Source organism: Streptococcus oralis subsp. oralis (assembly GCF_002096455.1).
Taxonomy (GTDB): Bacteria; Bacillota; Bacilli; order Lactobacillales; family Streptococcaceae; genus Streptococcus; species Streptococcus oralis_CY.
In genome coordinates this window covers 356,242-376,072 of sequence record NZ_NCUL01000008.1, presented here as the reverse complement: position 1 = coordinate 376,072, position 19,831 = coordinate 356,242, and the positions used below count along the sequence as shown (strand labels likewise).

Annotated in this window: 23 protein-coding genes and 3 riboswitches; of the genes, 2 read left to right on the top strand and 21 right to left on the bottom strand. The window is 41.7% G+C overall.

What is annotated here, in order from left to right:
* Window positions 1–9: 9 nt before the first annotated feature.
* Together B7720_RS06340 and B7720_RS06335 are read right to left on the bottom strand one after the other, a co-directional pair.
* Window positions 10–381: a cupredoxin domain-containing protein gene (locus B7720_RS06340; RefSeq protein WP_070656971.1), complete on the bottom strand. Its 372-nt coding sequence runs from the start codon at window positions 379–381 to the stop codon at window positions 10–12.
* Between the two features lie 10 nt (window positions 382–391).
* On the bottom strand, window positions 392–787 hold the full coding sequence (locus tag B7720_RS06335; RefSeq protein ID WP_084857126.1) for a CopY/TcrY family copper transport repressor: 396 nt from the start codon (window positions 785–787) through the stop codon (window positions 392–394).
* A 183-nt stretch (window positions 788–970) separates the two neighbouring features.
* Window positions 971–1,069: riboswitch (TPP riboswitch) on the top strand.
* 84 nt (window positions 1,070–1,153) lie between these two features.
* Between B7720_RS06335 and thiD the strand changes: the two genes are divergently transcribed.
* A complete protein-coding gene (thiD, locus tag B7720_RS06330; RefSeq protein WP_070656969.1) occupies window positions 1,154–1,945 on the top strand; it encodes a bifunctional hydroxymethylpyrimidine kinase/phosphomethylpyrimidine kinase in 792 nt (263 codons plus the stop codon).
* 47 nt (window positions 1,946–1,992) lie between these two features.
* Here the strand turns inward: thiD and thiE are convergent, their stop codons facing one another.
* The 12 genes from thiE to B7720_RS06270 form a co-directional block, all read right to left on the bottom strand.
* On the bottom strand, window positions 1,993–2,625 hold the full coding sequence (thiE, locus tag B7720_RS06325) for a thiamine phosphate synthase (RefSeq protein WP_070656968.1): 633 nt from the start codon (window positions 2,623–2,625) through the stop codon (window positions 1,993–1,995).
* Complete coding sequence (thiM, locus tag B7720_RS06320) at window positions 2,618–3,421, bottom strand: hydroxyethylthiazole kinase (protein WP_084857124.1); 804 nt, start codon at window positions 3,419–3,421, stop codon at window positions 2,618–2,620. Before thiM ends, thiE begins: the two co-directional genes overlap by 8 nt.
* A complete protein-coding gene (gene thiW, locus B7720_RS06315) occupies window positions 3,421–3,945 on the bottom strand; it encodes an energy coupling factor transporter S component ThiW (RefSeq protein ID WP_001244058.1) in 525 nt (174 codons plus the stop codon). Before thiW ends, thiM begins: the two co-directional genes overlap by 1 nt.
* Before the next feature lie 3 nt (window positions 3,946–3,948).
* A complete protein-coding gene (gene tenA / locus B7720_RS06310; protein WP_084857122.1) occupies window positions 3,949–4,641 on the bottom strand; it encodes a thiaminase II in 693 nt (230 codons plus the stop codon).
* Between the two features lie 10 nt (window positions 4,642–4,651).
* A complete protein-coding gene (locus tag B7720_RS06305; protein ID WP_084857120.1) occupies window positions 4,652–5,302 on the bottom strand; it encodes an energy-coupling factor transporter transmembrane component T in 651 nt (216 codons plus the stop codon).
* 1 nt (window position 5,303) lies between these two features.
* The gene (locus tag B7720_RS06300) at window positions 5,304–6,689 is read right to left on the bottom strand and encodes an ATP-binding cassette domain-containing protein (RefSeq protein WP_084857118.1); all 1,386 of its coding nucleotides are present in this window, start codon (window positions 6,687–6,689) and stop codon (window positions 5,304–5,306) included.
* Window positions 6,690–7,250, bottom strand: coding sequence for an ECF transporter S component (locus B7720_RS06295; protein WP_000915275.1), 561 nt, complete (start codon window positions 7,248–7,250; stop codon window positions 6,690–6,692). It lies immediately after the preceding gene.
* A 159-nt stretch (window positions 7,251–7,409) separates the two neighbouring features.
* A riboswitch (TPP riboswitch) is annotated at window positions 7,410–7,498 on the bottom strand.
* Window positions 7,499–7,621: 123 nt separating this feature from the next.
* Window positions 7,622–8,290: a TenA family protein gene (locus B7720_RS06290; RefSeq protein ID WP_070696913.1), complete on the bottom strand. Its 669-nt coding sequence runs from the start codon at window positions 8,288–8,290 to the stop codon at window positions 7,622–7,624.
* Window positions 8,291–8,506: 216 nt separating this feature from the next.
* Window positions 8,507–8,595, bottom strand: a riboswitch (TPP riboswitch).
* 148 nt (window positions 8,596–8,743) lie between these two features.
* On the bottom strand, window positions 8,744–9,880 hold the full coding sequence (gene lctO / locus B7720_RS06285) for an L-lactate oxidase (RefSeq protein WP_084857117.1): 1,137 nt from the start codon (window positions 9,878–9,880) through the stop codon (window positions 8,744–8,746).
* A gap of 160 nt (window positions 9,881–10,040) precedes the next feature.
* Complete coding sequence (locus tag B7720_RS09850; RefSeq protein ID WP_162838149.1) at window positions 10,041–10,346, bottom strand: hypothetical protein; 306 nt, start codon at window positions 10,344–10,346, stop codon at window positions 10,041–10,043.
* Between the two features lie 20 nt (window positions 10,347–10,366).
* Window positions 10,367–10,681 carry a hypothetical protein gene (locus tag B7720_RS09845; protein ID WP_002880183.1) on the bottom strand — a complete coding sequence of 105 codons (315 nt, stop codon included), beginning with the start codon at window positions 10,679–10,681 and terminating at the stop codon, window positions 10,367–10,369.
* A gap of 172 nt (window positions 10,682–10,853) precedes the next feature.
* Window positions 10,854–11,414 (bottom strand): TetR/AcrR family transcriptional regulator, encoded by a 561-nt coding sequence (locus B7720_RS06270; protein ID WP_084857115.1) that lies wholly within the window; start codon window positions 11,412–11,414, stop codon window positions 10,854–10,856.
* 251 nt (window positions 11,415–11,665) lie between these two features.
* Here B7720_RS06270 and B7720_RS06265 point away from each other — a divergent pair, with 251 nt between their 5' ends.
* Window positions 11,666–12,289 carry a cysteine hydrolase family protein gene (locus B7720_RS06265; RefSeq protein ID WP_084857112.1) on the top strand — a complete coding sequence of 208 codons (624 nt, stop codon included), beginning with the start codon at window positions 11,666–11,668 and terminating at the stop codon, window positions 12,287–12,289.
* A gap of 50 nt (window positions 12,290–12,339) precedes the next feature.
* On the opposite strand, the gene pyrE is transcribed toward B7720_RS06265, so the two are convergent.
* From pyrE to typA, 7 genes are all read right to left on the bottom strand, one after another.
* Window positions 12,340–12,972, bottom strand: a complete 633-nt coding sequence (pyrE, locus tag B7720_RS06260; protein ID WP_061587730.1) for an orotate phosphoribosyltransferase — start codon at window positions 12,970–12,972, stop codon at window positions 12,340–12,342.
* A 39-nt stretch (window positions 12,973–13,011) separates the two neighbouring features.
* Entirely contained in the window at window positions 13,012–13,707 is a 696-nt protein-coding gene (gene pyrF / locus B7720_RS06255; RefSeq protein WP_084857109.1) for an orotidine-5'-phosphate decarboxylase, read from the bottom strand.
* A gap of 246 nt (window positions 13,708–13,953) precedes the next feature.
* The gene (locus B7720_RS06250; protein WP_061587728.1) at window positions 13,954–15,108 is read right to left on the bottom strand and encodes a cell division protein FtsQ/DivIB; all 1,155 of its coding nucleotides are present in this window, start codon (window positions 15,106–15,108) and stop codon (window positions 13,954–13,956) included.
* Window positions 15,109–15,117: 9 nt separating this feature from the next.
* On the bottom strand, window positions 15,118–16,176 hold the full coding sequence (locus tag B7720_RS06245) for a UDP-N-acetylglucosamine--N-acetylmuramyl-(pentapeptide) pyrophosphoryl-undecaprenol N-acetylglucosamine transferase (RefSeq protein ID WP_084857107.1): 1,059 nt from the start codon (window positions 16,174–16,176) through the stop codon (window positions 15,118–15,120).
* 1 nt (window position 16,177) lies between these two features.
* Window positions 16,178–17,530 carry a UDP-N-acetylmuramoyl-L-alanine--D-glutamate ligase gene (murD, locus tag B7720_RS06240; RefSeq protein WP_084857106.1) on the bottom strand — a complete coding sequence of 451 codons (1,353 nt, stop codon included), beginning with the start codon at window positions 17,528–17,530 and terminating at the stop codon, window positions 16,178–16,180.
* A 117-nt stretch (window positions 17,531–17,647) separates the two neighbouring features.
* Entirely contained in the window at window positions 17,648–17,902 is a 255-nt protein-coding gene (locus B7720_RS06235) for a DUF3165 family protein (RefSeq protein ID WP_000262661.1), read from the bottom strand.
* A 19-nt stretch (window positions 17,903–17,921) separates the two neighbouring features.
* Window positions 17,922–19,763, bottom strand: coding sequence for a translational GTPase TypA (gene typA, locus B7720_RS06230; protein ID WP_084857104.1), 1,842 nt, complete (start codon window positions 19,761–19,763; stop codon window positions 17,922–17,924).
* Between the last annotated feature and the right edge of the window lie 68 nt (window positions 19,764–19,831).

Sequence of the window (19,831 nt, the reverse complement as noted above, 5' to 3'; positions counted from 1 at the left end):
ATCATTCTCCTATTCTACAATCATCTTACCGTGCATCATATTCATGCCACAAGAGAAACCATACTCTCCAGCCTGTTCAGGTGTGATTTCCACTACATACTCTTCACCCATAGGCAGGTCCGCATGCACTCCAAAATCTGGGAAAACAATCTGATCTAGGCAGGGTGAAGGGTCCTTACGGTCGAAGACGATACGGGCTGGCACTGATTTCTTGAGAATAATCAACTCAGGCGTATAGCCCCCCATGACCTCCACACGAATCTCTTGGTAGTCCTTTTTTTGCTGGGCCTTTTGTCCAGATTTTTCAGGCTTTTTGAAAAACCAAAACAAGATAAACGCTATAAGGGCAATACAAATAATGGTTACAATACTATTTAACATGACGTCTCCTTTACATACAATTACATCTTACTTCTGTTACAGCGCTAACTTTCTTCTCAGAAATCACAACTTCTAAGTCTTCCAAGTCAGCCAGAGTAAAATCACATTCCATAATCAAATCAGCCAACAAGTTCTTAATCCTACGGGAACAAACCTTGTCTTTAATATCTTTAATAAGCAAATCCCGACTTTGGTCCAAAGTTAAAAGAGCCGAATAGACAAAGGACTTGCCTTCTTTTTTCCTTGTCAGACACTCTTTCTCAACCAAACGAGCCAAAAGAGTTTGAATGGTTGACTTGGACCAGTCGAACCGCTCCGCTAAAACCCTGATCAAATCGCTACTGGTCTGTTCCCCTTGCATCCAAATAATCTTCATGACCTGCCATTCTGCATCTGAAATCTGCATAATCACACCTCCTAAATCTACATTTGTCGATCACAGTTATTAGTATACTCCGAAAATCTACATTTGTCAACTATAATTTTTATTATTTTTTCGAAAAATAGAATTTTAAGCATTTGATAAAGGATTTTCAGTCAAATTTCACTATATAAACTATAAAAATATGCTATACTGTAGAAAAAAGAAAACAACCACTAGGGGTGCGTAAAGCTGAGATTAACGACTGTTAGATCCCTTTGACTCAATCTAGGTAATGCTAGCTGATGGAAGTGGAAATGATAATGAGGACTAGCTGCTCTTCTATTACTTTCCTCAAACAGACTAGCTTTTTCTTGAGAATACAAACTTCAGTTGGTTGGGAGGTTTTAGATGACTTATTTACCCGTTGCTCTAACCATTGCAGGAACTGACCCTAGTGGCGGTGCTGGCATTATGGCTGACTTAAAGTCGTTCCAAGCTAGAAATGTCTATGGAATGGCCGTTGTGACCAGTCTTGTCGCTCAAAATACCAGAGGCGTTCAATTAATCGAGCACGTCTCCAACCAAATGCTGGAAACTCAATTGGAGAGTGTCTTTTCGGATATCAAGCCTCAGGCTGTAAAAACAGGGATGTTGGCAACTACTGAGATCATGGAAATCATCCAACCCTATCTTAAAAAGCTGGACTGCCCCTACGTTCTTGACCCTGTTATGGTCGCAACAAGCGGTGATACCCTGATTGATACCAGTGCGAGAAGCTACCTAAAAACAAATCTGCTTCCCCTTGCAACCATTATCACTCCCAATCTTCCTGAAGCCGAAGAGATTGTTGGTTTTTCGATTCATGATCCAGAAGACATGCAGCGTGCCGGTCGCCTGATTATAAAAGAATTTGGTCCTCAGTCCGTTGTTATCAAAGGTGGCCATCTTGAAGGTGGTGCCAAGGATTTCCTCTTTACCAAGGATCAACAATTTGTCTGGGAAAGTCCACGAATTCAAACCTGTCACACCCATGGTACTGGATGTACCTTTGCTGCTGTGATTACGGCTGAACTAGCCAAGGGCAGAAGTCTTTACCAGGCAGTTGATAAGGCCAAGGCCTTTATCACAAAAGCCATCCAAGACGCTCCTCAACTCGGTCATGGTTCTGGACCAGTCAACCATACAACTTTTAAAGATTAAGAAAAAACTCTCTAGTTCCTACTTTAAGGGAATTAGAGAGTTTTTGATTAGGAAACAATGTCATCTAGCTTTGTTAAAAAGGCATGCGCTTTTGCTTCAATATCTTCTGCCTGCATCAGATCACGTACAACAGCTACTCCAGCTATACCCGTGCCAATAAGTTGGTCAATATTCTCTGACGTCAGGCCTCCGATAGCAACTACTGGAATAGCGACCGTTTGGCAAATTGTTTTCAAGGTTGAAATCAGGGTAATGGGTGCATTTTCTTTGGTCGTAGTCGGGAAAATGGCTCCTGTTCCCAAGTAATCCGCACCCGATGTTTCTGCTTCGAGGGCTCTTTTAACTGTTTTAGCAGTGACACCGAGGATTTTTTCAGGACCCAATACTTTGCGGGCAACCGAAACTGGTAGTTCATCGTCGCCTATATGCAACCCAGCAGCATCAACCGCGAGACAAACATCCAAACGATCATCGATAATCAAGGGTACTTGATAGGCATCTGTTATTTCCTTGACTTGTTTTGCCAGTTGATAGTATTGATTGGTAGTGAGATTTTTTTCTCGTAGTTGGATGATGGTAACGCCTGAACGGCAGGCTGTCTCGACTTTTTCAAGAAAGCTTTCCAAGGAATCTTGGTAGCGATTGGTTACCAGATATAGTCTGAGTGCTTCTCTATTCATAAATATCTCCTTTGATAGCTTTTAGCCAGTTTTCGTCTCTTTTTAGGATAGAGAGCTGATTGAGAACTTGGTAACGAAAATCTTCCAATCCCATTCCTTGAACAAGTATTCTCTCAGCAGAGATATTGAGATAAGAGACCGCTAGGCAAGAAGCTTCAAAGGCAGTCTTTCCTTGGCTGAGAAAAACAGCTGTCAAGGCTCCAACCAGGTCTCCTGTCCCTGTTATCCAGTCCAATTCGTCACAGCCATTCCTCAATACAGCAACTTGATTTTCTGAAACGATGAGGTCCTTGGGGCCAGTGACTAGGAACGACATACCAGGATAGGTCTGACACCAGTCTTTCAAAACTTGAAGCAAATCCTCCGTTTCTTGATCTTTAGCACTCGCATCAACTCCAACTCCATGGTATTTTAAGCCAACAAGACTTCGGATTTCTGACATATTTCCTTTAAGGACCGTGGGCTTGTATTCTAAAAGATCTGTGACTAGATCCTTACGAATGGGGGAAGCCGCAACGCCAACCGCATCTACTACCATTGGGAGACAAGCTTGAGCTGCATAAGTAGCTGCCAGACGGATTGCTTTTTCCTTCTCAGCTGAAAAATGCCCCAAATTGATGAAGAGAGCTTGGCTTTGTTTGGTAAAATCAAGGACCTCACGGGGATCATCTGCCATGACAGGTTTAGATTCCAGAGCCAAAATGCCATTGGCCAGCATCTCACAGGAAATCTCATTGGTGATGCAGTGAATTAAGGAGCTGGAGGTTAGAGGAAAGGGATTTGTAAATTCCTGCATCAGTCTATCCTTTCTCCAAAGAAATATCCCTGCACTTTTTTAAAGAATTCCTGCTTGATTAAAAATCGAAAGGCAAGAAAAGCTATGGCTGTACCAATCAAGGTTGCTCCAAAAAATCTAGGAGTGTAGATAAACCAGCTAAGCTTGGCCGCAGATCCTGTAAAGAGAACCATGACAGGATAGGAAACAATGGAACCGATAATCCCTGTTCCCAAGATTTCTCCTAGAGCAGAATAGCGAAATTTCCGACCATACTTATAAAAGAGACCTGCAAGGAGGGCTCCAAAAGTAGCTCCTGTTAGGGCCAAAGGGGGAATCCCTTGAGTCGTCATACGGATAAAGGCTGTGACTGTAGCCATGACCAAGGCATAAACAGGTCCCATCAAAATCCCTGCAAGAATGTTGACTACACTGGACATTGGTGCCATTCCTTCAATTCGAAAGATGGGTGTAAGTACTACGTCAAGAGCAATCATCATGGATAAAATGGTTAATTTGTGAACTTGTAGTTGGTGGTTTCTCATTTTCTATTTCTTCTCTTTTTCTAAGGATTGCAAATCACTCGTCCAGGTTTGATGTTGGTAAGCCATCTCCCAAAACTTGGCTTCCATGTGGACACTTCGATGGAAAGCCTCTAGCATTTTTTGTTTGTCTGTCTCGTCACTTTCGCGATAGAGCTGATTGACCAGGGCTTCTTCCTCTTTAATCTGCTGTTCTAACTCATCGGTGATATAGGTTTCAATCCACTGTTGATAAAGAGGATTCGGGGATGGTTTGCGATTAAGTGCCTTGCCCAAATCATGGTATAACCAAGGACATGGAAGCAAACTAGCAAAAGCAATGCCCAAATTTGACTCTGCAAATTGCCGATAAATATGCGAAATGTAATGATAGCAAGTCGGAGCAATCGGTTGCTCGTCCATCTCCTGGTCGCTGATTCCTAATTCCATGAAAAATTGTTGGCGGATAAACAACTCACCCTCCACTAGACTCTGGGCATTTTGTTTCAAGAGTCTTTTCATCTCTTGGTTTGAAGTCTTATCAGCCAAGAGGTGATAGGCTTCTGAAAAAGACTTCAGGTAGTAGGCATCCTGAATCAGGTAATAGCGGAAAATAGAAGGTTCTAAATTCCCCTCTTGTAACTGTAAAACAAAGGGGTGATGAAAGGAAGCCTGCCAAGCTTCCTTGGATAATTCCATCGCAATATCTGTAAATTCCATAATAACTCCTTTATAGAAATAGGCTGGTTTGAAGTAGTAAAAAGAACAGCAGGTAGATTAATTTTGTTTTTTTAGAAATATAAAAAGTCCGATAGCGATTCTCCAACTGCGCATGTTCGTCATATCCATGTGCAGACAGAGCTCTCAAGTAGAGATGGCGCCATCTAAAGACCATCATCAGAACCTTGCTGTAAATCAGGGGAGACCAAACATGCAATTTTTGACCACGCAATAAGCAAGCTTCCTTGAGGGACTTGATTTCTTGTTGAATGAGGGGAAAGGCATTGAATACCACAATCAAGGCATAGGCCAAAGACCGTGATAACCCCTTTTGAGCCAAGTACAAGAGAAGCTCTTTTAAGGAAATACTGGAAACAAAGACAAGGCCGATACAAACCGTCACAAAAGCCCTCGTCCCAAGTATCACTGCCTGCGAAGCATCCCCATGTAACTGAATTGCCCAGTAGTTGGCAAAGGATGGTAAGATGGCGAGTACGAGCATCCAAGCCAACAATTTAAATCGACGGTAGTAGAGCATGAAGAGAATGCAAAATGCGACTACTGAAAGATTAAGAGCAATCGAAGGAAGGAAAGATGTTTCCAAGGATAAAATCAGCAAGAAAAGACTAATAATCGGTGTCTGAGTTGCTACTTTGATCATACTACCTCACCTCCCCTAGAGTATCATTTTTCAGAGATGGGAGAGGTTTGCTGATAGTCACTTCTTGAAGATGGCTGAGACCCTCACTAGTCATCTCAATCCAATAATCAACCACAGAAATCAAGGGATCTAAACGATGGCTAATGATCAAAAAACTTCTTCCTTGATTTCTGTCCTCCAAAATCCACTTGCAAAAATAATGGCAGGCTCTATCATCCAAACCAGCAAATGGCTCATCTAGTAAGATCACAGAAGCCTTGCTGGTCAAGATGGTCAATAGCTGAAGAATCTTTTGCTGGCCACCACTTAATTGATAGGGACTCTTATCAAGCGCCTGCTCCAGATTAAAGTATCGTAAAGCTTGGAAAATTCGCTGATTTCTTTCAGAATCAGGTCCATCTAATTGAAGCTCTTCTCGCAGACTGGCTCTGATAAACTGCTTCTCAGCTTCCTGAACAACACCCGTCAGATCACGGTACAAACTCTTTTTCTTTTTCAGGACTGTCCCCTTCCAAGTAATGAGCCCTTTATACTTTTGAAATTGAAGAATAGAGCGAAAGAGGGTTGATTTCCCGACACCATTGTCACCCAAGATACAGGAAATTCCTTGGTAGAATGTAAAATCCGCAATTGAAAAGAGGGGACGCTTATCCAGCTCACAAGTCGTTCTATCCATATGGAACAATTCCGGGCTAGAAGCAACATTCTTTGAAGAAACCTGTGTCATCTCAGAGGTAGGGATTTGAAATACTTCCCTTAGTTGTCCGTCTCTTAGCTCCACCATATGGTCGATATAGGCTTCATAATCAGATAAATCATGGTCGCACAGGATGACTGTCTTCCCATCAAGAGCCAACTCTTTTAGAATCTCCAATATCTCGATTCTGCTCTTGCGGTCAATAGAAGCAAAGGGTTCATCCAAGAGATAGACCCTAGGATTCATAGCAAAGAGAACAGCCAAAGCAGCCTTTTGCTTTTCCCCACCTGATAGGTGATGAATGGGACGGTGCAAGATTGGCTCGCAACGACATTGCCGAACCACCTCTGCTATTTTAGCATCAATCTCTTGAAGGGGATGACCAATATTCTCCAAGGTAAAAATCAGCTCCTCAAACAAGTTCTCCATGGTAAATTGATGATTAGGATTTTGAAAGAGAATGCCAACCGTCTGGACACGGTCGACGATAGAAAGCTGACTGACCTCTCTCCCATCTATCAGGACTTGACCGCTATAGGGAAGAGAACTGACTTGGGCAATCATTTGAAAGAGACTCGATTTTCCTGAACCACTGCTCCCAACTAACAAGGTGAAGGCTTGCGCATGAAAAGTAAAATCAAGCGGTTCCGAAAAGATTGGGGACTGAATCGCTCGTAGTTTCAGCCCCATCTATGCCTTGCCCCCAGCTGCAAACTGATGATAAAGTTTGACAATGGCACGAACCAAGATGGTACAGAAGAAAAAGACAGAAATAAAGCGCACCACAAGCAAGGAAAGGACAAAAGGAAGGGAGAAGGCGTAGTAACCTAACTTAATGTATTCATAGACAAAACTAACAAGCGTAATCCCAATACTATTAGCAGTTAGAGAGAGCCAACTTTCATAGCGATTCTTGGTTACGATAAAACCAAGTTCACTTCCCAAACCTTGAACCAAGCCAGACAAAAGGGCACCTAGACCGAATTGACTACCATAAAGGACTTCAGCAAGCGCAGCTAGCACTTCTCCAATCGTTGCGCTTCCTACTCTTGGAACAAATATAGCCGCAATGGGCGCAGCCATACACCAGAGACCAAAGAGGATTTCATTGGCAAAGGCCTGCAAACCAAGAGGGGCCAAGATCAGGGTGAGGATATCAAACAGATAGCCTGACCCCACAAAAACGCCACCAAAAAAGATAGACAAGAAAGCAAGTAAGATAACATCTTTTAATTGCCATTTTTTCAACATAAAAAACTCCTTTTTTTAAAGAAAAGTGGGACATTCAAGGTGAGCTACCAAAAGGCTTGCCGTCAAGCCTATCCTCTTTTGATAAACAAAAAAACTCCAATTACAAACGAGAATTAGAGTTTAGCTTACAAGATTAGACAGTTCTTTTCGACATACGAAAAAAACCTTTTCACATTTCCCTTCGCCAGTCTTAACTGTATCAGGTTCAATGGGTATCATCTCAGCCTAAAGCACCCCAAATGTCTTTATTATTTAATTACTGGACCAGTATAACAGAAATTGAAAGCACTAGCAAGATATTTGACCGGAAAATATATTTATATAGTTTGTTTGTTACTTCTTTTAATCTACATCAAAGGATTGAATTTATCCTATAATTCATAACCGATATCAAAAAAGGCTAATTCCAAAGCAACTGCTTGATTCCAGCGTTGCTGAAGTTCTGTCAAATCTTCTCGATTTTTCCCGACACGATTAAGTTCATCAACCAGAAATTGAACCCACTCTGTAAAGAAAGGACCTCTGTGGAGATTGACCCATTCTAAATGAATATAGGCTTCAGGTAGAGCCAAATCTTTAGAACCCCAGTCTAAATAGAGACCTTCTGCAATGACCAGCATGACCAAAAGATGAGCATAGTCTGATGAAGTCACAGCAGAATACATTAGCTCCTGAAACGCTTTTGTTATAGGGTGCAAGGTCACTTCTAGATAGTCATTCTCTGCTACTTTTAACTCTTTGAAAGCCTTTTGGAAATAACCATCTTCATCTGCTTCAAGAAAGCCTAATTGCTTGGCAAAACGAAGTTTGGATTCAAGCTGGTCTGCGTGAGCTACACAGGCACCCAGCATGGATAAGAAGGCATCAAAGAAATGATAATCCTGAATCAGGTAGTCTTTAAAGACCTTATTCTCAATTGTCCCCGCAAAAAGTTCCTTAACAAAACGATGATTGATTGCAGCCTGCCAATCCTTCTGATTGCTTTTTAATAATTCTCCAACGGTCAAACCCGGCTCAAATGCATAGTCTTGTGTTTCCATATTTACTTTTCCTCTCTTTACTCGTTCGTAATCAACAAAATACCAAGAAAATCCTAGTTTTACTTGACCTTTTTAAAGAAAAGTGGGGCATTCTAGGAGAGCTACCGAAAGACTTGCCGTCAAGCCTATCCTCTTTTGATAAACAAAAAAACTCCAATTACAAACGAGAATTAGAGTTTAGCTTACAAGATTAAACAGTTTCTTTCGACATACGAAAAAAACCTTTTCACATTTCCCTTCGCCAGTCTTAACTGTATCAGGTTCAATGGGTATCATCTCAGCCTAAAGCACCCCAAATGTCTTTATTATTTAATTACTGGACCAGTATAGCAAAAAATGAAAGCCCTAGCAAGATATTTGACCGAAAAATATATTTATATAGTTTCTAATAACGATTGAATCTTTCTATACACGAAGAAAAACCTCCACATCAGGTGGAGGCCGTCTTCTTTATCAATACAATTTTAAGTCACGTGGGTCAACTGGGAAGGTTGGATTGTATGGGTTGTGACGGAGTTTGAAATGTTTGACATCCTCAATAGTCTGAGTTCCAGATAACTGCATGACTGTCTTCAATTCTGCATTCAAGTGCTCAAAGACTTGACGCACACCAACACTACCACCGAGAGCCAAACCATAGATCACAGGGCGACCAATAGCTACCAAGTCTGCTCCTGAAGCCAAGGCTTTAAAGACGTGTTGACCGCGACGAACACCAGAGTCAAAGACAATTGGCACACGTTTATCAACTGCTTCTGCTACTTCTTGAAGTGAGTCAAAGGCAGCTGGCCCACCGTCGATTTGGCGACCACCGTGGTTGGTTACCCAGATACCAGAAGCACCTGCGGCAAGCGAACGTTCAACGTCTTCACGGCATTGTGGCCCCTTGACATAGACAGGAAGTCCTGAGTATGTAGCGATAAATTCGACATCACGTGGAGACAAGCGTTGTTTGGCTGATTTGTAAACAAAGTCCATGGATTTTCCAGCACCTTCTGGCAGGTATTCCTCAACAATCGGCATGCCAACTGGGAAGACAAAACCATTACGCTTATCGACCTCACGATTGCCCCCTACCGTAGCATCAGCCGTCAAGACAATCGCTTTATAACCTTCAGCCTTCACACGGTCCATGATGTGGCGATTGATACCATCATCTTTACTAAAGTAAAACTGGAACCAATGAGGTGTCCCTTGAAGGGCTTCCGTAATTTCTGGAAGGTCGACAGTAGAGTAAGAGCTGGTTGTATAGAGAGAACCAAACTCATGCACACCACGCGCAGTCGCCACTTCACCCTGTTCATTTGCCAATTTATGAGCCGCAACAGGCGCCATAATGATTGGTGAAGACAATTTTTCGCCTGCAAATTCAATCTCTGTACTTGGATTTTCTACATTGCAAAGTGTATGAGGAACGATGAGTTTGTGGTTAAAGGCACGAATATTCTCACGCAAAGTGAAAGTATCCTCCGCCCCACTAGCGATATAGCCAAATGCTGCTTTAGGAATAACTTGTTGCGCCATTGGCTCCAAATCATAGGTATTGATGAAATCTACATGACCTTCTGCATTGCTTGTTTTGTATGACATAAAATGTCCTCCTTGATAAGTAAGCGTTTACTTTGTATATTACAAAAAATATTCTAACTCTTTTTTCAAAATTTTTCAAATATTTTGTTTGGAAATTTCATGCTTTCAATCATTTTACAGAGATAATTAAAAATGATGAACTTTCTTAAGTTATGGAAATTCAAATAATCTTTTCATTTTCTAATACTTTATCATCAAATTGTTCAGCTAGTATAGTTGCTGAGTGATAAAGTTCCTTTGCTTTATTTTTATCATTTTCAAAATAAAGATAGCACTTAGCTTCAAATACTGAAATTCCAGATTTATAGACTTGCAACATTGTTACTGATAAAATTTCATTCATCTTTTTTACTAGAGATATCATATGCTTATAGTCACTATGAACAACATAAACACCCGCTATGGCACAAAGAACTGATAGTAGCTCTACATTATACATTTCATCACTAACTAATTGCTGTTTCAACAACTTAATCCGAAAATCATCTAATGCTCTCTTCTATAAATCAAGTCTTGACATTGCATAGCAAAATAATCAATTAATAGTAAATCATTGAATGTGTAAACTTGCTTTAGTGTTACTTGCTTAAAATAATCATCAAAAATATCTTCAGCGAAACTACCTGTCCCTGTCCTTATCAAGTCTAATATTCTTTCAATCAAGTCTAGACTCAGCAACTCTTCCTCAGGAAGAGCTAGTTCTTTATTTTCAAGAAAAGTATCTATCGGAACTTCTAATCGCTTAGATAAATATTGTAACTTAGTAATTGTTGGCAAGGATTGCCCAAGCTCAGTACGCATCAGCTGTTTGATTATTAAGTCAGCTTCTGTCCACAGACCTCTTCTCTCGTCAATTTGTGACGTTCACGTTTCTGTCTTACTCTATGACCAATTTCAGTTTTAATATCTGTTGTCATTCTTACCTCTAACCACAATCCATAAATTAACATACTTTTAATTCTTCGGCTAAAAATTAACAATAATTCTTTTTCAAATCCGTCATATTATTTTCCAAAACTTGGATGTCTTGGCTGACTTTGAGAATGACAATGCTGCCTTGAATACTGGAGATGACTTGACGGGCCTGCAACTGCGCCCGCTCTTCTGACCAGTCAGCATGCAGGTCTTGCAAGAGGCTAGCTAACTTCTCTGTCCACTGGGTCATAAAATCATTGAGAGGACAGCGGAAGTTCTCATCTTCTGTGGACAATGCCACAATCAGATTACCAATTGGGCAACCATAAAAGACCGTCTGACTTTCATGAAATTGATAAACCCAGTCAATCATATCCGAAAATTTGTCACTGTCAGACTTGTCTGCTTCAAAAATATCTTCAAAAAGCTCTTTTCGCCAATTTGCTAAAATATCTTGAATGACCGTCAAACCAATTTCCTTCTTAGATTTGAAATAATAATAAAGCTGCCCCTTGCCAACATCAGCTGCCTCCATGATGTCACTGATGGAGGTGGCCACATAACCCTTCTGATAAATCAATTCCTCAGCACTTTGTAAAATACGCTCTTTAACGCTCATCTGCTCACCTCTCTTTTTTACTATTATAGCATATTCAGAGTCTGGGACCAAACCATTGAAATCACCTCCTTTTGCCACTGTTTTATCATTAAAATTTTTGTTCTGAGCAAATTGATTTACAAATTCAATTCTAGATGTTATTATAATTGTACCGAACGGTCAGTATATAACTAAAACTACCATTTGGAAAATCATCAAACTAACAGTCTAAATTCCTATTGGCTGTTAATCAAATCATATTAGGAGGAATCATGTTCAATCAGAAAAATGTCGCATTTGTTATCACAGACCCGCAAGTTGAATTCTTAAAATCTACTGGTAAAGGATTCGGAGCAACTAAAGACGTTCTTGAAAAAGTTAATACTATTGAAAATCTGACAAAGCTTTTCGCTCTTGCTCAAGAGCGTGGCTACAAGCGTTTTATCTCACCGCACTACTTCTATCCACACGATCACAAGTGGCAATTTAAAGCTGCTGGTGAAACGATGATGATTGAAAACGAAATGTTTTGGCGTGATAGCCAGTATTCAGCAATTCCAGAAGGCTCTGGAGCAGATATGATTGAAGAGATTAAACCATTTTTGGATGAAGATACTATTGTTGTCAACGGACATAAAATCTTTGGCCCAGAAAGCAACGACCTTAACCTTCAACTCCGCAAAAATGGTATCGACACCGTCATCTTGGCTGGTATGAATGCTAATCTCTGCGTGGATTCACACATGCGTGAACTCATAGAATTAGGCTACAATGTCATTGTTGTTAACGATGCTGTCGGTGCTCCAGGTGAAGAAGCCTACCAAGCTGCCCTGACAAACTATGGCTACATTGCCAACCAAGTTTTGACAACTGAGGAAGTTATCGCTCAACTTTAGTATTAAAAACAAAATCAGGTAATCCTAGCGACTACCTGATTTTCTATGTTTTAAGCGTTTTGCCAATTTTCTTGGTCTTCTTTAAAGCGTTTTAGGAGGTCGAGTCCTTCTGGTGTGATGTAACCTTCTTCTTGGGCTAGGTGGATCAGCTCACTGTAGTTTGAAAGAGTCACCAATTTTACACTAGCGTCTGCGAAGTTCTTATCTGCTTTTGGCAATTGATAGCTGAAGATAGCTACGACACCAAGAACATCGGCTCCTTCGCGTTTAGCTGCTGTTACGGCTTCAAGAACAGACCCACCCGTTGAAATGAGGTCTTCAACAACAACCATCTTTTGACCTTGTGCTACGCGACCTTCGATTTGGTTACCAGCTCCGTGGTCTTTTGGTTTGCTACGGATGTAGGCAAAAGGCAAGTTCATCTTGTCAGCGATGATAGCTCCGTGTGGAATCCCTGCTGTCGCTGTTCCTGCAATCACTTCTACTTCTGGAAATTCTGCTTTAATAGCTTCCACAAAACCATTTTCAATCAAGCTACGAGTTTCTGGATAGGCAAGCGTCACACGGTTGTCAGTATAAATCGGCGATTTGATACCAGATGCCCAAGTAAAAGGCTCCTCTGGTTTGAGGTAAACGGCTTGGATTTTCAAGAGGTGGCTAGCGATATCTTTAGCAAGTGTCATAGTATTCTCCTTTTGTTTTTATAATCTATTTCTTTCATTTCAGTCTTGGTTCCATTCATCCTTGATAGCATGATAAGCTACAACAGGATCCTCAGCTTGGGTAATGGGACGTCCCACTACGATATAGTCACTACCGATTTGATAAGCATCCGCTGGCGTCATGACGCGTTTTTGGTCCCCAACCGCAGCTCCCGCTGGACGGATTCCCGGTGTCAAACAGATAAAATCTGAATTGGTAGCCTGCTTGATGAGTTGCACTTCCTGAGCCGAGCAAACGACACCATCCAAGCCCGCTTCAGCTGTCTTCTTGGCATAGTGAATCACAGACTCTTGCAGGCTGGTTTGGATATTTTGAAAGTCTCTCATTTGTTCTTCAGAAGTTGAAGTCAATTGAGTGACAGCAATCAATTTTGCTTCTTTTCCAAGACCTTCACGCGCAGCCTTCATCATCTCCACACCACCAGCAGCATGAACATTGGTCATGTCCACACCAAGCTGAGATAAGACCTTCATAGCCGATTTAACTGTATTGGGAATATCATGTAGCTTGAGGTCCAAAAAGACACTATGCCCCAGTGACTTCAAATAACGGACAACTTCCGGACCTTCCGCATAATAAAGCTCCATCCCTACTTTTAGATAAAGACTTTCTTCTGCTGGGAAAAGAGATAAAAATTTCTTGACCGCCTCAAAAATAGGAAAATCAAGAGCAATAACTGGACGATGTTCACACATACCTTTCTCCTTTTACCTTTACGAGCAAGAGAGTATGGTCAAAAATAAACCACGAAAAAAGGAACCTGCCAACAGCAAGGTTCCACGAAAAATGGGTAGTCTCCACCCTTTCACCGTCTAACCTTAGCTGCCTCTCTGGACTGCTTTAAAGGTTTTTTTCTATTCTATTATTTATAGTAGGACTTGTCAAGCAAAAACTTGAAACTGGACTTCTATACCATTCAAAAATCAAGAGAAAAAGTTAGTCTAACGACTCTGTGACTGCTGGCTCGTTTGACTTTGATTTCCCTGTTCTTCTTGTTTTTTCTTTTCTTCTTCCTGTTTTTTCTTCTCAGCTTCCTTAGCCTCTTGCTTGGCTTTTTCTTCTGCTTCTTCTATCAGCTTATCCGCTATGGTATAGCTGTATGCTCCAGCCTCCATATCGACTACACTCGGTTCTGTCAATTGGGGCTTGATTTTGCTGTAATAAGGCAATTTCTTGCTCAATTCTGACAAGGGAACCAAAACCTCATCTGTGTCCAGCATAGTAATTTTTAAAAGATCTGCTGTTGCCTTGCTCGGCGCTAATTCGATTTTCTGGATTTGACTCTTGATATCCTCACTGATGGTAGACAATCCTGTTATCAGCTTTTTCACCTGCTGCTCATCGTTAAAGGTAACTGTCAGATAAGTCTCAGGCAAGTTTAAGCGATCAACAGGAGTTGACTCTACTGTACCACTAGAAAGAATTGGATAATACTCTTCACCAGACACATAATAACCAACAATATCAAATTCCTTAACCTCAATCGTAAAGTTAGTCGGAAATTGATAGTTAATCTTCGCTGATTCTATCCAATGATTGGACTTGATTCGCTCAGCGTATGTTTCCTTATCCAACAATAGAGCTAAAGTATAGTCACTATCTTGAATCCCAGAAGCCTGTTTGATGTCATCCGCCTGGGTGTTACTATTCCCCTTAACCTCGATATTTTTGATGGTCGAAAGTGGAGTCAATAGATAGACTGAAAGAAGGAGGACCAGGACACTGGGTACCAAGATACTCACAGCTCGCCAAATATGAACAGGCGCAATTTTAGGTTTGGCTGGTTTCTCTGGTTTTTCTTTTTTCTTCTTCTCTTTTCCCTCTTTGACTTTCCGGTCATCCTTTTGAGATTTTTCTTCTTTTTCGGATAGTTCCTTGCTTGGACTTGAGGCTTCCTCATCTGACTCACTCGATGATTTCTTGGATTCCTCCAATAGTTTCGAGTTGGCTTCCTTACGAGCTTGTTTTTCCTTTTCCTTCTCTTCAGCAAGGGCAGCTTCTTCCTCAGCCTTCTTCTTCAGGTATTCCTGGTTTCGTTTCTGCCATTCAGACAATTCTTGCTTCTGGTTTGATTCTTTTTTCTTATCCTTTGACATTGATATTCCTTATGCTAGGTCTTTTCTTAGTAGATCGTAAAAATCTGCAAGAGATTTCAATTCAGTCGAAGCTTTCATGCTAGCTTGGTATTGATCCTTGTGACTAAGCAAGTGACTGAGTTTCGCCTCCAAGCTTTCCAAGGTCAAGTCACTTTCTTGAAGTTCTTCTGCGTAGCCTTTCTTAACAAAATAGGCAGCATTTTCAATCTGGTCTCCTCGACTTGCTTCACGACCCAATGGTACGATGAGATGGAGTTTCGCCATGGCCAAGAGTTCGAAAATCGTATTGGCACCACCACGCGTTACCACCACATCTGCCATCTCCATCAAAGGTTGATAGAGATCCGTCACATAATCAACACGAAAGAGATTTTGACTCAACTCATTGAGGCTAGAATCTCCAGTGAGATTGATAATATTGTAGCGCTCTGTCAGTTCTTGCTTATGATCAGTCACCAATTGGTTAAAAACACGAGCTCCTGCAGAACCACCGACAAACAATACCGTTGGCAATTTAGGATCAAAGTGGGTTTGGATATCCACCAATTCATCTGGTTCAGGAGTGTTTTGATCTGAAACCTTGGTCACTGCCCCCACATGCTCGACTTTTGCGAGACCAGCAGCCTGCTCAAATGTCGAATACATCTTAGTCGCAAATTTATAGGCGATTTTATTGGCCAAGCCCATAGACAGGTCAGATTCATGAATAAAGACAGGCACTCCTGACACTCGCGCTGCGATAACCGGCGGTACAGAGACAAATCCTCCCTTAGAAAAAAGAGCCTGTGGACGCAGTCGTAACATGATAAAGAGCGATTGAACAATTCCCCAACCAACTTTGAAGACATCCAGCATATTTTGCCAAGAGAAATAGCGACGCAACTTCCCAGTCGCAATAGAGTGGAAGGTCACATTCAGGCCTGACTTGAGGATTTCTTGGTGTTCGATTCCGTGTTTATCACCAATGTAGTGAACTTCCCAGCCGTCTTCGATGAACTTGGGCATTAACAAAAGGTTGAGGGTGACATGTCCAACCGTCCCCCCACCTGTAAAGACAATTTTTTTCATATTATTCCTTTAACTCCGCTACTGTGTCGATGAAAAGATCTCCACGTACTTCAAAGTTAGCATACATATCCCAGCTAGCATTGGCAGGACTGAGGAGAACCACATCTCCTTGAGTCGCAAGCTCATAAGCCTTGCGGGTCGCATCAGCAATATCTGTCGCATCTACATAAGTCACACCAGCCTTATCCGCTGCCCGTTTGACACGTTCTGCAGACTGACCGAGGATAACCATCTTCTTGAGCCCAGTAATATCTGGCACCAATTCGTCAAACTCATTGCCACGGTCCAAACCACCTGCAATTAAGATAACCTTACTATTGTCAAATCCTGACAAGGCTTTTTGAGTAGCCAAGATATTGGTTGACTTGCTATCGTTATAGAATTTGACACCCTGAATTTCATCCACAAATTGGAGACGGTGTTTGACACCACCAAAGGCTGAAAGAGTTTCCCTGATGGTTTGGTTGTCTACACCACGAAGCTTGGCTACAGCAATGGTCGCAAGGGCATTTTCTACATTGTGGCTACCTGGAACACCGATTTCACTAGCTAGCATCACCACTTCTCCACGGAAGCAGAGTTGACCATCTTCCAGATAAGCTCCATCAACCTTTTCCTTTGTTGAAAATGGAACAACAGTGGCTTGTGTTTTAGTAGCCAATTCTTTTGCCAAATCTTGGTTAAAGTTCAATACAAGGAAATCATCCGCTGTCATCTTGTTCTGGATATTCCACTTAGCTGCCACATACTCTTCAAAAGAACCATGATAGTCGATATGAGTGGGCATGAGGTTGGTAATAACCGCAATCTCAGGATGGAATTCTTGGACACCCATTAGTTGGAAAGAAGAAAGTTCCATGACGAGCGTGTCCTTGGCTGTCGCAGTTTGAGCCACTTGACTAGCAGGATAGCCGATATTTCCTGACAAAAGACCATGTTGGCCGGCAGCAGTTAAAACTTCCCCAATCATCGTCGTTGTGGTTGTTTTCCCATTTGAACCAGTGATACCGATAATTGGAGCATCTGAAATCAAGTAAGCCAATTCCACCTCAGTAAGGACTGGAATCTCCTTTGCCAATGCCTTTTCAATCATGGGATTGCTATACGGGATACCTGGATTTTTCACCATCAGAGCGAAATCTTCATCCAATAATTCCAAAGGATGCCCACCAGTGACAACCTTTATCCCATCTTCCAGCAAGCTTTGAGCAGCAGGATTTTCCTCAAAAGGCTTGCCGTCATTTACTGTCACAATAGCACCCAGCTTGTCTAGCAAACGGGCCGCAGACTCACCAGACTTAGCCAAACCTAAAACAAGTACTTTCTTATTTTTAAATTGATCGATTACTTTCATGTCTCAAACTCCATTTCTACTCCTACTATTTTACCATTTTTATGGAAATAATACTAAACGAAAATGCTCTAGTCCTCATTCTAGCATAGAAAAAGAGAGCCGTAGCTCTCTTTCTATTTATCTTCTTCTGCTCTTTTTCACAGGCATGAGCGTAATGTCTCTCAAGCTAAAGTAGGCTAGAGCCAGCATGGCGATTGTGACAAAGAATTCTGTCGGTAATTGGAAGATTTGCAAGATGGACAACATCAGCAAAATCAAGAGTGCAACAACTACAAAGACCAAGATAACGATGTTGACTGTTCCTTTGATACTTTGGGGTGTCGCAAATACATAGAGTAGTAATAAGAGTATCCCTATGATTAAATAGACCATCTTTATCTCTTTCTAGCTCTTATTCAGCTGATTTTTTCTTTTTGTTGGCTTTCTCGCGCTCTGCCTTGTTAAGGATTTGTTTACGCAAACGGATAGACTCAGGCGTTACTTCCATGTACTCATCATCGTTCAAGAACTCAAGAGACTCTTCAAGGGTCAAGATACGAGGTGTCTTGATAACCGCTGTTTGGTCCTTGGTAGCTGAACGAACGTTGGTCATTTGTTTGGCCTTAGTGATGTTAACGGTCAAGTCGTTTTCACGAGAGTTTTCACCGATGATCATTCCTTCGTAAACCTCAGTACCTGGGTTGACAAAGATGGTTCCACGTTCTTCGATAGACATGATTGAGTATGTTGTAGCCTTACCAGCATCGATAGAAACAAGGGCACCACGGTGACGTCCACCAATTTCACCTGGGATGAGTGGCAAGTATTGGTCAAAGGTATGGTTCATGATACCGTAACCACGAGTCATTGACAAGAACTCAGTTGAGTAACCAATCAATCCACGCGCTGGAACTAGGAAGACCAAACGAGTTTGACCATTACCAGTTGAAATCATATCCAACATTTCACCCTTACGTTCAGAAAGGCTTTGGATAACAGAACCTTGGTATTCTTCTGGAGTATCGATTTGAACACGTTCAAATGGCTCGCATTTGACACCGTCAATTTCTTTTACGATAACTTCTGGACGAGATACTTGAAGTTCATAACCCTCACGACGCATGGTTTCGATCAGGATTGATAAGTGCAATTCTCCACGTCCTGAAACAGTCCATTTATCTGGTGAATCCGTTGGTTCAACACGAAGGGAAACGTCTGTTTGCAATTCTGCTTGCAAGCGTTCTTCTACCTTACGAGAAGTCACCCATTTACCTTCTTTACCAGCAAATGGTGAGTTGTTGACCAAGAAGGTCATTTGAAGCGTTGGCTCATCGATGTGAAGGATTGGAAGAGGCTCAACTGCATCTGTCGGTGTAATCGTCTCACCAACAAAGATATCTTCCATACCGGAAACGGCAATCAAGTCACCTGCTTTGGCCTCTTGGATTTCACGACGTTCCAAACCAAAGAAACCGAAAAGTTTTGTAACACGGAAGTTCTTCGTTGTACCATCTAGTTTAGAAAGGGTAACTTGGTCTCCAACTTTCACACTACCACGGAAGACACGACCGATACCGATACGACCTACGAAGTCATTGTAGTCCAAGAGTGAGACTTGGAACTGTAACGGTTCATCTGAGTTGTCCACTGGAGCAGGGATATGGTCGATAATGGTATCAAAGATTGGTGCCATTGTTTTTTCTTGATCAGCTGGATCATCTGACAATGAAGAAGTCCCGTTGATAGCTGAAGCATACACCACTGGGAAATCAAGCTGGTCATCGTCTGCACCAAGCTCAATGAAGAGCTCCAAGACTTCGTCTACTACTTCTGCTGGACGAGCCGATGGTTTGTCGATTTTGTTAACAACCACGATTGGGACAAGGTCTTGTTCCAAGGCTTTTTTCAATACGAAACGAGTTTGTGGCATGGTTCCTTCGTAGGCATCCACGACCAAGACAACACCGTCAACCATTTTCATGATACGCTCAACTTCTCCACCGAAGTCCGCGTGTCCTGGTGTGTCCATGATGTTGATACGAGTTCCGTTGTAGGCAACGGCAGTGTTTTTCGCAAGGATGGTAATTCCACGCTCTTTTTCGATATCGTTTGAGTCCATAGCGCGCTCTGCCAATTCAGTACGTGCATCAAGAGTTTCAGATTGTTTCAATAATTCGTCAACGAGGGTTGTTTTACCGTGGTCAACGTGGGCGATAATCGCAATGTTACGGATATCTTCTCTTAATTTTGTCATGATTTCCTCTAATAATTAAATTTTTATTTCTAACTGAACAATTATACCACAGTCTCATTCAAAAATCA